This is a genomic window from Streptomyces natalensis ATCC 27448, assembly GCF_000935125.1.
GTDB lineage: Bacteria > Actinomycetota > Actinomycetes > Streptomycetales > Streptomycetaceae > Streptomyces > Streptomyces natalensis.
In genome coordinates, this window is the sequence record NZ_JRKI01000061.1 from 377,566 (window position 1) to 390,985 (window position 13,420).

At 70.0% G+C, this 13,420-nt stretch carries 10 protein-coding genes and 1 tRNA gene; 1 reads left to right on the top strand and 10 read right to left on the bottom strand.

Annotated features, from left to right (window positions below; translation table 11 throughout):
• Positions 1–59: 59 nt before the first annotated feature.
• The 9 genes from rpmE to SNA_RS32410 form a co-directional block, all read right to left on the bottom strand.
• Positions 60–284, bottom strand: coding sequence for a 50S ribosomal protein L31 (rpmE, locus tag SNA_RS32370; protein WP_030065532.1), 225 nt, complete (start codon positions 282–284; stop codon positions 60–62).
• A 174-nt stretch (positions 285–458) separates the two neighbouring features.
• The gene (locus tag SNA_RS32375) at positions 459–1,586 is read right to left on the bottom strand and encodes an LCP family protein (protein WP_030065531.1); all 1,128 of its coding nucleotides are present in this window, start codon (positions 1,584–1,586) and stop codon (positions 459–461) included.
• Between the two features lie 367 nt (positions 1,587–1,953).
• Complete coding sequence (gene rho, locus SNA_RS32380) at positions 1,954–3,969, bottom strand: transcription termination factor Rho (protein ID WP_044367963.1); 2,016 nt, start codon at positions 3,967–3,969, stop codon at positions 1,954–1,956.
• Between the two features lie 378 nt (positions 3,970–4,347).
• On the bottom strand, positions 4,348–5,271 hold the full coding sequence (gene thrB / locus SNA_RS32385; RefSeq protein WP_030065528.1) for a homoserine kinase: 924 nt from the start codon (positions 5,269–5,271) through the stop codon (positions 4,348–4,350).
• A gap of 316 nt (positions 5,272–5,587) precedes the next feature.
• A complete protein-coding gene (thrC, locus tag SNA_RS32390; RefSeq protein ID WP_044367964.1) occupies positions 5,588–6,673 on the bottom strand; it encodes a threonine synthase in 1,086 nt (361 codons plus the stop codon).
• 8 nt (positions 6,674–6,681) lie between these two features.
• Positions 6,682–7,974 carry a homoserine dehydrogenase gene (locus tag SNA_RS32395; RefSeq protein WP_030065526.1) on the bottom strand — a complete coding sequence of 431 codons (1,293 nt, stop codon included), beginning with the start codon at positions 7,972–7,974 and terminating at the stop codon, positions 6,682–6,684.
• A gap of 176 nt (positions 7,975–8,150) precedes the next feature.
• Entirely contained in the window at positions 8,151–9,542 is a 1,392-nt protein-coding gene (gene lysA, locus SNA_RS32400) for a diaminopimelate decarboxylase (protein ID WP_030065525.1), read from the bottom strand.
• A gap of 34 nt (positions 9,543–9,576) precedes the next feature.
• A complete protein-coding gene (gene nrtL / locus SNA_RS32405) occupies positions 9,577–10,647 on the bottom strand; it encodes an ArgS-related anticodon-binding protein NrtL (RefSeq protein ID WP_030065524.1) in 1,071 nt (356 codons plus the stop codon).
• Between the two features lie 60 nt (positions 10,648–10,707).
• The gene (locus tag SNA_RS32410) at positions 10,708–11,235 is read right to left on the bottom strand and encodes a response regulator (RefSeq protein ID WP_030065523.1); all 528 of its coding nucleotides are present in this window, start codon (positions 11,233–11,235) and stop codon (positions 10,708–10,710) included.
• Between the two features lie 215 nt (positions 11,236–11,450).
• Between SNA_RS32410 and SNA_RS32415 the strand changes: the two genes are divergently transcribed.
• Positions 11,451–11,522, top strand: a tRNA-Arg gene (locus tag SNA_RS32415).
• Between the two features lie 354 nt (positions 11,523–11,876).
• Here SNA_RS32415 and SNA_RS32420 read toward each other — a convergent pair.
• The gene (locus tag SNA_RS32420; RefSeq protein WP_078970351.1) at positions 11,877–13,172 is read right to left on the bottom strand and encodes a cytochrome P450; all 1,296 of its coding nucleotides are present in this window, start codon (positions 13,170–13,172) and stop codon (positions 11,877–11,879) included.
• Between the last annotated feature and the right edge of the window lie 248 nt (positions 13,173–13,420).

Sequence of the window (13,420 nt, forward strand, 5' to 3'; positions counted from 1 at the left end):
AAGACGCCGGTCCGGTCGCCCCATCGAGGGGCGACCGCGAACCGGCGCCTTGCGGGTCGCTACTTCTTGGCGGCTGCGGCGGACTTGCCGAAGCGGGCCTCGAAGCGGGCCACGCGGCCGCCGGTGTCCATGATCTTCTGCTTGCCCGTGTAGAACGGGTGGCACTCGGAGCAGATGTCGGCGCGGATGCTGCCGCCGGCAACGGTGCTACGGGTGGTGAACGACGCGCCACAGGTGCAGCTGACCTGGGTCTCGACGTACTCCGGGTGGATGTCGCGCTTCAAGGGATTCTCCTAGGTTCGGGAGTGCACCGGGTCGTGTCGCGGGTTGCGTCACGTGAACCGGGGCCGACGGTCCAGTCTGCCAGGACTAGCCGTATCTCCCAAAACGGGGGGACGTCCGCCGCTATTCCCCCGCCGGTACGGGACCCCGCGCGGCCCCGTACCGGCGTCGGACGGCTACTTCACGTACCGGCCCGTGCCGCCCTGGTCACCGGCCGAGCCCTTGGTCGCGGCCTTCGGGATGGCCTTGTCCTGCCGCAGGGCGTCCCAGACCTGCGCGCTCTTCCGGGTCAGCGGCACCACGCGCTCGGGGTCGGCCGGGTCGTAGGTCACCGGCAGCGTCATCATGTCGATGTGGTCCGAGCCGATGGCGCCCAGGCTCTTGGCCAGGCCGGTCAGCTCGCCGACGGAGTTGAGGTCGGTGTCGGTGGTCACGGCCTTGGTCGCGGTGTCCGCGATGTCGTACAGCTTGGCGGGATTGGTCAGCACCCCGACGTTGCGGACCTGGTTCATCAGCGCCTTGACGAAGGTCTGCTGGAGCTGGATGCGGCCCAGGTCGCTGCCGTCGCCGCCGGGGACACCGTGCCGGGTGCGCACCAGGCCCAGCGACTGCTCGCCGTTGAGCGTGTGCTTGCCGGCGGGCAGGTGCAGATGGCTGTCCTTGTCGTTGATCGGCCGGGTGGTGGTGAGGTCCACCCCGCCCAGCGCGTCGATGAGCTTCTTGAAGCCGGTGAAGTCCACCTCGAGGAAGTGGTCCATCCGGATGCCGCTGATCGACTCGACGGTCTTGACGGCGCAGGCCGGGCCGCCGACCTCGTAGGCGGTGTTGAACATCGCGCGCTGCGCACCGGGCACGGTGTGGCCGTTGCCGGTGGTGCAGTCGGGCCGCTTGACCATGGTGTCGCGGGGGATGCTCACCACGCTGGCCTTCTTGTGGCCCTTGTAGACGTGCACGACCATCGCGGTGTCGGAGCGGGCGCCGCCCTCGTCCCGGCCGTAGGCGCCGTTCTTGCCCGCCCGGGAGTCCGAGCCCATCACCAGGATGTCCATCGAGCCGTTGTCGAAGTTCTGCGGCCGGTCGTGCCCCAGGGCGGCGTTGATGTCGACGCCCTTGAGGTTGCCGTTGAGCTTGAAGTAGACGTATCCGAGCCCGGCACCGCCGAGCAGTACGGCGCTGACCAGCGCACACAGGGTGATGGTCAGGGCCCGGCGGCGCCGGGTCCGGCCCTTGCGCCGGCGGCCGGTGGCACGTATGCCGCGGGCACGGCTCTTGGCCGCCATCGCGGTCCCGTTGCTGTCCGCCATGTGTTCCTCAGTCCTTGGTCGCTCGGCTGGCCCTCGCCGCACCGTGCTGCGTACGTCGCTCCGTACCTCACGGCCTGTCGTGTCAGACGGGGGGCAGACGGGAAGGGTTGCACAGCGCCGTATGAGCCCTTTCTTAGAAAACGCGCCGGCCCGCGCCTCGTGCGCCGGGACTTTCGTCCTTCTCACCTGCGCTTACAGGCTGTTTCCGGACATTGTGTGAACGGGTGTACGGCGCTGTGCCCTGTGCGGAACGTCTCAGCGGCGCGCGGCGGCGGCGCGGTGCACATCACACCGTTGAGCGCGCAGCACGAAGCCCTCCCCACCCACAGGGGTGAGAAGGGCTCGGTGTGCGGCGTCGCTAAGGGCGTCAGTCGTTGCCGTTGCCGCCCATACCCGGCGTCGTCTTCTGGATCTGGAGCAGGAACTCCGCGTTGGACTTCGTCTGCTTCATCTTGTCCAGCAGCAGCTCGATGGCCTGCTGCTGGTCCAGGGCGTGCAGCACCCGGCGCAGCTTCCAGACGACGGACAGCTCGTCGCTGCCCATCAGGATCTCTTCCTTACGGGTGCTGGACGCGTCCACGTCCACCGCCGGGAAGATGCGCTTGTCCGAGAGCTTGCGGTCGAGCTTGAGCTCGAGGTTGCCGGTGCCCTTGAACTCCTCGAAGATCACCTCGTCCATTCGCGAACCGGTCTCGACCAGCGCGGTGGCCAGGATGGTCAGCGAACCGCCGTCCTCGATGTTGCGCGCGGCACCGAAGAAGCGCTTCGGCGGGTAGAGCGCGGTCGAGTCGACACCACCGGACAGGATGCGGCCGGAGGCGGGCGCCGCGAGGTTGTACGCGCGGCCCAGACGGGTGATGGAGTCCAGCAGGACGACGACGTCGTGGCCCAGCTCCACCAGCCGCTTGGCGCGCTCGATGGCGAGCTCGGCGACGGTGGTGTGGTCCTCGGCCGGACGGTCGAAGGTCGAGGAGATGACCTCGCCCTTGACCGACCGCTGCATGTCGGTGACCTCTTCGGGACGCTCGTCGACCAGGACGACCATCAGGTGGCACTCGGGGTTGTTGCGGGTGATCGAGTTGGCGATCGCCTGCATGATCATGGTCTTGCCGGTCTTCGGCGGGGCCACGATCAGACCGCGCTGCCCCTTGCCGATGGGCGTGACCAGATCGATGATCCGGGTCGTCAGACCGCCCGACTCACCCTCCAGGCGCAGCCGCTCCTGCGGGTAAAGGGGCGTCAGCTTGCCGAACTCCGGCCGCTGGCGGCCCTGTTCGGGCGCCATGCTGTTGACGGTGTCCAGGCGCACCAGCGCGTTGAACTTCTCGCGCCGCTCGCCGTCCTTGGGCTGGCGCACCGCACCGGTGACGTGGTCGCCCTTGCGCAGGCCGTTCTTGCGGACCTGGGCGAGGGAGACGTACACGTCGTTCGGGCCGGGCAGGTAGCCGGAGGTCCGGATGAAGGCGTAGTTGTCGAGGATGTCGAGGATGCCCGCGACGGGGATCAGGACGTCGTCCTCGGTGACCTGCGGCTCGTTGCCGAAGTCCTCGCGGCCGCCGCGACGGCCCCGGCGGTCGCGGTAGCGGCCGCGACGGCCCCGGCGTCCGCCCTCGAAGTCGTCGTCGTCATCACGGCGGTCGTCCCGGCGGTCGCGCTGGCGCTGGCCGGCCTGTCCGCCCTGGCCGCCCTGTCCGCCGTCGCCGGTCTCGCCCTTGCGGCGGTCGCGCTGACGCTGGCCGCGGCCCTCGCGGTCACCCTTCTGCTGGCGGTCGCCGCGGTCCTGGCGGTCCTTGCCCGGACGGCCCTCGGCGGTGTCCACCGCCGTCTCGGCCTTCGGCTCGGCCTTGGTCTCGGCCTTCGCCTCAACCTTCGTGTCGGTCTTGACGTCGCCCGCGGCGGCCTCGGGGGCGCCCGCGGCGGCGGTGGCGCGCCGCCGGCGGCGCTCACCGGCCGGCTGCTCGTCGCTGACCGGCTGGCCGGGGATCTCGATCTGCTGCTGGGCGGCCGCGGGCTGCTCGGCGGCCTTGTCGCCCTTGGGGGCCTTGTCGGCGCTCTTGGCGGCCGTGTCCTCACCCGTACGGGCCTTGGAGGTCGTACGGCGCTTGGGCTTGGTCTCGGCGGCGGGCGCGTCGGCCCTGGCCGGGGCACTGCCTCCGGCCTGCTTCTCCTTGATGACCTCGATCAGCTGGCTCTTGCGCATCCGCGCGGTGCCCTTGATGCCGAGGCCGGAGGCAACCTGCTGGAGCTCCGCCAGGACCATGCCCTCAAGGCCGGTGCCGGAACGGCGGCGACGCGTGGTTGCAGGCGCGGCAGGAGCGTCCGTGGCGGGCGCGGTGGCACCGCCATCGGCGCGCACGCCCATCAGATCGGTGGTGTCGCTCACGAAGGGTCCTTCCCTGGAGCGGGCGTCGGCCTGTCTGGCTCGGCGACCGGGTTGTGCTGTCCGGCTCGATGTCCTCGGGTCTTGCGGACCTGGCCGGGGCGGTGGTCCCGCCGGATACGGCGGAAAGATCAATTCATGGTTCCGGCGTGAAGAGATGCAGAGTGACTCATGACGTCACGCCGAATTCCGGAGCGTGCTCACTCCTGCTCAGGCCATTGCTCCAAGCAGTTTGGGAGGCTCCCGGAAGAAAGTGGTCCCAACTGGGGACACCAAGCACCGCACCCCATAGGTGTCGGGTACTGACTTGAGGTTAACACTACCGGATCCAACAAACATTCCCCCTCTCCAAGACCGGCAATCAGTCGATCACACGCGTGATCACCCGGCGAGCGGCAGCACACATGTGCCCGCCACATCGAGGGTCAGCCGGTTGGCCGCCCACCCCTCACCCGCCAGCGCGGCAACCTTGTCGGCCGTCGCATCCTCGACCAGTGCGAGCACCGTGGGGCCCGCACCGGAGACGACTGCGGGGACGCCGTCCGCGCGCAGTCGGCTCACCAGGGCCAGGCTCTCCGGCATCGCCGGGGCGCGGTATTCCTGGTGAAGTCGGTCCTCGGTCGCGGCCAGCAGCAGCTCGGGGCGCCTGGTCAGGGCCTCGACGAGCAGTGCGGCGCGGCCGGCGTTGGCCGCGGCGTCCCCGTGCGGGACGGTACGCGGCAGCAGTCCGCGGGCGGTCTCGGTCAGCACCGGTTTTCCGGGCACGAAGACCACCGGAACGATGGAATCGGCGGGATCCATCCGGATCGCCCGCGCGGTGGCGGTCCCGGTCTCCATCCAGGCGAGCGTGAAACCGCCCATCAGGCACGCGGCGACGTTGTCGGGATGGCCCTCCAGCTCGGTGGCCAGCTCCAGCAGCGCGATGTCGTCGAGCTTTTGCTCGCCGCCTATCGTCACGGCGCGGGCGGCGACGATGCCTGCGCAGATGGCCGCCGACGAGGAGCCCAGACCGCGGCCGTGCGGGATGCGGTTGGCGCACACGATTTCCAGGCCGCGCGGCTGCCCGCCGAGCCGGTCGAAGGCGGCGCGCATCGACTTCACGAGCAGATGGCTCTCGTCTCGCGGGAGCGTCTCGGCGCCCTCACCTGCGATATCGACGTGCAGACCGGAATCGGCGACCCGCACCACGACATCGTCGTACAGGCCCAGGGACAGGCCGAGGGCGTCGAAGCCGGGACCGAGATTGGCGCTGGAAGCGGGGGTGCGCACCCGGACGGCGGCGGCGCGGAACGCGGGACCGGCCATCGCTCGATGACTCTCCTTGATTGATGCTGCGGTACTGCCCCAGAACTCCGGCGCCGGAGCGCCCGGACGGCTCATGGGGTCTGTTCTGACCTGCCCTGCACACCACTGCGTTATGCCGTGGGGAGGGGAGTTGGCTGCCAGCCTATCGAAGGAAGGTTCTGTGACGACATAGGGCGCACAGGAGGCGCACGAAGCGTGTCGCGCGCCTTCCCGTGCCCCGACGTCGGCCTCTTCGGGCTTTGCAGCCTTTGCACTCTTTGCTTTTCGTGCGGTGCTGGACGGGTGCGGGACGGCTGCGGGCCCGCACCCGGGGCCGTCAGGCCAGGCCCAGCTTCTCGGCGGCGGCGTCCGCGTCGATGGGGACCGTCACCGGCTGCGGCGCACCGGCCACCGCCCAGTCCGGGTCCTTGAGGCCGTTACCGGTGACCGTGCAGACGATCTTCTGGCCCGGATCGACCCGGCCCTCCTCGGCGGCCTTGAGCAGACCGGCGACCGACGCGGCCGAGGCGGGCTCGACGAAGACGCCCTCCTGGGAGGCCAACAGGCGGTAGGCGGCCAGGATCTGACGGTCGGTCACCTCATCGATGAAGCCGCCGGACTCGTCCCGCGCCCGCTCCGCGAACTGCCAGGAGGCGGGGTTGCCGATACGGATCGCGGTGGCGATGGTGTGCGGGTCCTTGACGACCTCGCCGCGCACGATCGGGGCGCTGCCGGAAGCCTGGAAGCCCCACATCCGCGGGTTGTGGGTGGCAATACCGTCCGCCGCGTACTCCTGGTAGCCCTTCCAGTACGCGGTGATGTTGCCGGCGTTGCCGACGGGCAGGACGTGGATGTCGGGCGCGTCGCCCAGCATGTCGACGATCTCGAAGGCCGCGGTCTTCTGGCCCTCGATGCGCACCGGGTTCACGGAGTTCACAAGTGCGACCGGGTAGTTGTCGGACAGGCCGCGGGCCAGCGTCAGACAGTCGTCGAAATTCCCGTCGATCTGGAGAATCTTCGCGCCGTGCACCAGCGCCTGGCCCATCTTGCCGAGGGCGATCTTGCCCTGGGGGACGAGCACGGCGCAGACCATGCCGGCGCGCACCGCGTAGGCGGCGGCCGAGGCGGAGGTGTTGCCGGTGGAGGCGCAGATGACGGCCTTGGCGCCCTCCTCCTTGGCCCGGGTGATGGCCATCGTCATCCCGCGGTCCTTGAAGGAGCCGGTGGGGTTGGCGCCCTCGACCTTGAGATGCACCTCACAGCCGGTGCGCTCGGAGAGCACCTGGGCCGGTACGAGGGGGGTGCCGCCCTCCCGGAGGGTGATGACCTCGGTCGTGTCGCTGACCGGCAGCCGGTCGCGGTATTCCTCGATGATGCCGCGCCACTGACCGTTGGCGGAGGACGCGGTGGAATTGGCAGACATGGGTTCCTTTACTCCCCTTCGACCCGCATGATGCTGGCGACGCCGCGGACGGTGTCCAGCTCGCGCAGTGCCCCGACGGTCGACGACAGGGCCGCGTCGGCCGCCCGGTGGGTGACGACGACGAGGGAGGCCTCTCCGTCCTTGCCCTGCTGACGGACCGTATCGATGGATACGCCGTGTTCGGCGAAAATGGTGGCGACCTGCGCGAGAACGCCGGGTTTGTCGGCCACATCGAGACTGATGTGGTAGCGCGTGACGACCTCGCCCATGGGGCTGACGGGCAGCCGCGTATAGGCGGACTCGCCCGGTCCGGTGGCCCCGGCGAGCTTGTTACGGCACACCGCGACCAGATCGCCCAGGACCGCGGAGGCGGTCGGCGCACCGCCCGCTCCGGGCCCGTAGAACATCAGCTGCCCGGCCGCGTCGGACTCCACGAACACCGCGTTGTATGCCTCGCGCACCGAGGCGAGCGGATGGGTCAGCGGAATCATCGCGGGGTGCACCCGGGCCGTCACCGACGCCCCGTCCGCCGCCCGCTCGCAGATGGCGAGCAGCTTGACCGTGCAGCCCATCCGCTTGGCGGAGGCGATATCGGCCGCCGTGACCTCCGTCAGTCCCTCGCGGTGCACATCGTCGATGGTCACGCGGGTGTGGAAGGCGATACCGGCCAGGATCGCGGCCTTGGCGGCGGCGTCGAAGCCCTCGACGTCGGCGGTCGGGTCGGCCTCGGCGTAGCCCAGCGCGGTCGCCTCGTCCAGCGCCTCGCTGTAGCCGGCGCCGGTCGAATCCATCTTGTCGAGGATGAAGTTGGTGGTGCCGTTGACGATGCCGAGCACGCGGTTGACCTTGTCGCCGGCCAGCGACTCGCGCAGCGGCCGCACCAGCGGGATGGCGCCCGCGACGGCCGCCTCGTAGTACAGGTCCGCGCCATTGGCCTCGGCCGCCGCATGCAGCGCCGCGCCGTCGGCCGCCACCAGCGCCTTGTTGGCCGAGACGACGCTCGCGCCGTGCTCGAACGCGGTGGTGATCAGCGTACGGGCCGGCTCGATGCCGCCGATGACCTCGATGACCACGTCGATGTCACCGCGTTTGACCAGCGCGGTCGCATCGGTGGTGACCAGCTCGGCCGGGACGCCGGCGCGGACCCTGTCGGGACGGCGGACGGCGATTCCGGCGAGCTCCACGGGCGCGCCGATACGGGCAGCGAGGTCGTCGGCGTGCGTCGTCATGATGCGCGTCACCTCTGAGCCGACCACACCACAGCCCAGCAGCGCCACCTTCAGCGGACGCGTACGCATCATTCGACCCCTGCTTCTCATCGATCAGCGATTGTTCGTTGGCCGGTGCACCGGCAGCTCGCCCCGGCACGCAGCAGCGTGCTCATGCACCAGTCTCACGCACCGGACGGCAGTTTCCGTCAGTCGTCCGGATTCCGAGACATTTATTTCATCCGGGGCCCGGCCCCGTGGATCCGGCCCTACCCGACATCCAACCGCAGAAGATCTTCCTCCGTCTCCCTGCGGACGATCACCCTGGCCGCACCGTCCCTGACCGCCACGACGGGGGGCCGCAGTGCGTGGTTGTAGTTGCTCGCCATGGACCGGCAGTACGCGCCGGTGGCGGGCACCGCGAGGAGGTCGCCCGGCGCCACATCGCTCGGCAGGAACGCATCGCGCACGACGATGTCCCCGCTCTCGCAGTGCTTGCCGACCACCCGCGAGAGCATCGGCTCGGCGTCGGAGGTACGCGAGACCAGGGCCACGCTGTACTCCGCGTCGTACAGAGCGGTGCGGATGTTGTCCGACATCCCGCCGTCCACGGACACGTACGTCCGCAGGCCCTCCAGCTCCTTGACCGTGCCGACCTCGTAGAGCGTGAAGGCCGTCGGCCCCACGATCGCCCGGCCCGGCTCGACGGACAGCCGCGGTACCCCGAGGCCGGCCGCCTCGCACTCCTTGGTCACGATCTCGCCGAGCGCCTTGGCGATCTCGTGCGGCTCGCGCGGATCGTCCGCCGAGGTGTAGGCGATGCCCAGACCGCCGCCGAGATCGATCTCCGGCAGCTCGATGCCGTGCTCGTCGCGCACCTCGGTGAGCAGCTGCACGACCCGGCGGGCGGACACCTCGAAACCGGCCATATCGAAGATCTGCGACCCGATGTGGCTGTGAATTCCGATCAGTTCCAGCCCGTCCAGCTTCAGCGCCCGCCGTACGGCCTCCGCGGCCTGCCCCTCGGCCAGCGCAATGCCGAACTTCTGGTCCTCGTGGGCGGTCGCAATGAATTCATGCGTATGCGCCTCGACACCGACCGTGACGCGGATCTGCACCCGCTGCCGCTTGCCGAGCTTCTCGGCGATATGCGCGACCCGCACGATTTCCTGGAACGAATCCAGCACGATCCGCCCGATGCCCGCTTCCACGGCCCGGGTGATTTCCTCGACGCTCTTGTTGTTGCCGTGCAGGGCGATCCGCTCGGCCGGCATACCCGCATCGAGCGCCGTGGCGAGCTCTCCTCCGGAACAGACGTCGAGATGCAGCCCTTCCTCGTTCAGCCACCGCACGATGGCGCGGGACAGGAACGCCTTTCCGGCGTAGAAGACATCGGCGTCCGATCCGAAGGCGTCCTTCCAGGCCCGGCAGCGCGCCCGGAAATCGTCCTCGTCCAGGAAATACGCCGGCGTACCGAATTCCTCGGCCAGCGCGCGGACGTCCAGCCCGCCGACCGTCACCACGCCGTCGGCATTGCGCCGGACGGTACGGGACCAGATCTGCGGGTCAAGGGTATTGAGATCGGCGGGCGGCCCGGCGTAGTGCCCCTCGGGCAGTACATCGGCATGCCGGGGCCCGGCAGGGTGCGCGGAACGACTCATGACAGCGGGGATCCCCTCAAATTCTCAGTACACATCAAAGGTAGTCGGGCGTGGAGATGCCGAGCAGACGCAGGCCGTTGGCGAGCACCGTCCCGGTGGCCTCGGCAAGAGCCAGCCGGCCGCGGTGCACGGCCAGGGGTTTGCCCTCCCCGACGGGCAGCGGCGGGCACTCCTCGCACCACCCGGGCAACGCATCCGCCGTCGCCTCCAGATGCCGCACCAGCCGGTCCGGCGCGCGGAGCCGGGCGGCGGACTCGACGGCGGCGGGATAGGTGGCCAGGAGGGTGAGCAGCTCCTGAGCCGCGGGCTCGGCGGCGGCCGCGTCCGTACCCGTGCCCGTGGGCGTCCCTGTGGACGTCACCGTTTCCCCGCCCTCGGGCGCGAACCCGAGGTCATGGCCCTGCCGTACCAGGGCCCGCGTCCTGGCGTAGGCGTACTGCACCCGGAACCGCGGATTCTCTTCCCGCTGCTCCGGCCGCTCCGGCAGGCGTACGGCATCCCGCGCCGCAGGCCGCAGCAGCGCCCAGCGCGCCTCGTCCTCCCCCAGCCGGGCAACCATCCCGGCACACTCCCGGGCGGCCTCCGGCGCCGCGGCCACGTCGCGCGGCCGCCCGCCCCCGGCCGCCGCCACGATCCGCCCCAGGGCCTCGGCGACGACGAGGCCACGGGCGCCGCGGTGAAGGGGGGCGTCGGGGACCGGGCCGCGGGAAACGGGCGCACCGGCAACCGGCGCACTGGTTGCGGCCTCCCCCGCTCTCCGCTGCTGCTCCCCGTAACGGGCGCCGGCGGCCCGTACCTCCCGTACCAGCGCGCCCCGCGCCCCGCCGCCCAGCGTGAAGTTCAAGAACCCCGGCCCGGCGATCTCGACCCGGTCGATCCCGGCGCTCCCCGCCAGCCGCCTGCGCAGAATCTCGGCGACCTCCCGGGCCGGCCGCCCGGCGTCCTTGGCGAGCTGGAGCGCCACATTCGAGGCGTAGTCCCCGCATCCGGCCCGCCGCGGCGGCCGCACCACGATCCGGGCCGGCACCGGCACGGAGAGCTCCTCATCGTCCACGGCACCGCGCACGGAGCGCAGGACGGTACGGGAGAGCTCGGCGGGGGTCACGAGACAAGCGTATGGGAGAAGGGTCCGGGTCAGCCCACCGGTTTCGCCCTGTGGACACCCTCAGGCGGCAGGCGGCCGCTGATCCCGCACACCCGTTTCCCCGAGCCCGGGCAGCTCCTCGCATCCGCCGCCCCGCCCGGCGTCCCCCGGGGCCCCCTCGCCCCGCTGGACCGTACGCCCACCGTCCCCCTCGGCCCCGCGCTCCCGCTGCCGCCCCTCGCGAGCCAGCATCCCCACGGTCCGTACCAGCTCCCCCGGCTCGAACGGCTTCGCCAGGAAGGCATCGACGCCCACCCACTCGCCGTTGTCCACCTCGCCCTGGGTGCAGGCGCTGACGATGGCGATGGGGATGTCCCATGTGCGGGGATCGGACCGCAGCCGCGCGGCGGTGCGCAGGCCGTTCAGCCGCGGCATCACGACATCGAGGGTGACGACATCCGGTCTGACCTCGTGCACGACATCCAGACATTCGGCACCATCAGCCGCGGTCACCACCTCGAAGCCCTCCAGCTCGAGATTGACTCTGATCAACTGGCGGATCACCTTGTTGTCATCGACAACAAGGATCCGACCGGACAAGCCAGGCACACCATGAGACTAGGGGCCCACCTGCGGCTGCGTCCCGGTTTTGCCCACTTCCGCCCCCATGCGGGGGACCTTTCCCCGACCCCCGCCACGGCACCCTCGCCATGCGCTACGACCGCCTCCGGGCCCCTCCCCGCGGCCCCGCAAAACCCTGTTCCTGAACACCCCATCAGAGCTGGTAGTGTTCTACCCGTCGCCGAGAGAACACCGGCGACAACGCCCCCGTAGCTCAGGGGATAGAGCAACGGCCTCCGGAGCCGTGTGCGCAGGTTCGAATCCTGCCGGGGGCACTTCGCAGAAACCAGCGTGATCATGCCGGGTATCTGCGCGAGTGCCGAAAATCAAAGGGTCGGTCCCAGTTTCATGGGCCCGGCCCTTTGGCGTTTCTCGTGGGTCCCGCCCTTTGCCGTTCTTGTGGTCCGGCCCCTTGGCATGGCGGAGCGGGCCGCGGGGGCGCCTGGAGCCGTGGATGCGCTTGAGTGCGCCGGCGGCGACGTCCTTTGCCCGTGGGGCCTTTGCGTACGGCGGTGGCGGCGCGGGGAGGCCGACGCGCTGCCCCGGCTGCGGGCCCGGGGCGCCGCACGCGGCCGCATGCTGCGCGCCCGTGGCCCCCGGCGGTCGGCGCGGAGCGGGGTGGTGGCCGGTCAGCCGTTGAGGTGGACCGGGAGGGACTCGATTCCGTAGACGATGGAGAGCTTGCGGAATTCGAGGTCCTCGGGCCGGGCGGCCAGGCGCATGGCGGGAAAGCGGCGGACCAGGGCGGGATAGGCGGCCCGCAGTTCCATACGGGCGAGTTCCGCGCCGACGCAGCGGTGTATTCCGTAGCCGAAGGCGAGGTGGGAGGGAACATTGCGGGAGGGGTCGAACTGCTCCATTTCCGGGCCGAGTTTGCCATCGCGGTCGGCGCCGCTGAGGGAGCAGAGGACGACGTCTCCGGAAGAGATCTGTACGCCGCCGATTTCGAGGTCCTCGCGGGCGAAGCGGGGGAAAGCGACCTGGACGACGGTGAGATAGCGGAGGAGTTCTTCGACGTAGCGCTCGATGGTGTCGGAGTCGGTGTCGTCGTTCTTGAGGGCGTCGAAATGCTTCGGGTCCTGGAGGAGGACCAGGGCGCCGAGGGCGAGCATGCTGGCGGTGGTTTCGAAGCCGCCGGTCAGCACGCCGTCGGCGAGGCCCGCGAGTTCTTCGTCGCTGACCGAGTCGCCGTGTTCCTTGACGATCATGCCGAGCAGGCCGTCGCCCGGGTTCTCCCGCTGCTTCTTGACGATGTCCCGGAAATAGGAGAGGGATTCGGATATGGCGCCGAAGGAGGCGTTCGCCCCGCTGAACAGGTCGAAGCGGGCGGCGCTGAGGCGTTCGAAGTCGACTCGGTCCTCGTAAGGGACGCCGAGGAGTTCGCAGATGACGAGGGAGGGGATGGGCAGGGCGAAGGAATGGACGATATCGACGGGGTCGCCGTTTTTGCCCGCCGCTTCCATGGCGTCGAGACGCTCTTCGACGATCTCGTGGATACGGGGGGTGAGGCGGCCGAGGCGGCGCATCGTGAATTCGGGGGTGAGGAGGCGGCGGAGGCGCGTATGGACCGGCGGGTCGGCGAATCCCAGGCCGCCGGGGTTCTGTTCGGCGCCGGCACCCGCCTTGCCGACGAGGTTGGTGAAGTCCGAACTGAAGGCATTGACCTTCCCGAGGACCTGCTTGACCTCGTCATAGCCGGTGACCAGCCAGACGTTGGCGGCTATCGGCACCGGAAGCTGGGAGATCGGCTCCTTCTCCCGGACCGCACCCAATTCGCCCACGGGGTCGAGCCCCTCGCGCCGCAGCGGCATCAGAACGGACTCGGGCAAGAAAGACATTCGAGACAGGTCGAAGCCTTTCCTGCGCGTTCTCGCCAGATACATGCGGCCGGCCCAGGCGATGATCCGGGAACGGAGAGTCGTCATGACGCTAATACTGCCTTTCGTCGAGGGGGTCGGTCACCCGCACTCCGCGGCCCATCGGGGCCGAGACGGCACGGGACCTCCACTCGGCGTGCACGGATGAGACGTACGCCATAGCCCCTCGCTCGGCGGCGGCGGGTCATGGCGCGGGGTCCATGCCCTCGACCGGTGTCCCGGTCGGCCGCAGCAGCGTGTCGGCTCGGCCTCGTGGTTCGGTGTGGTTTCGGTCTGTGGGGTCGGTGAGGGCTGGG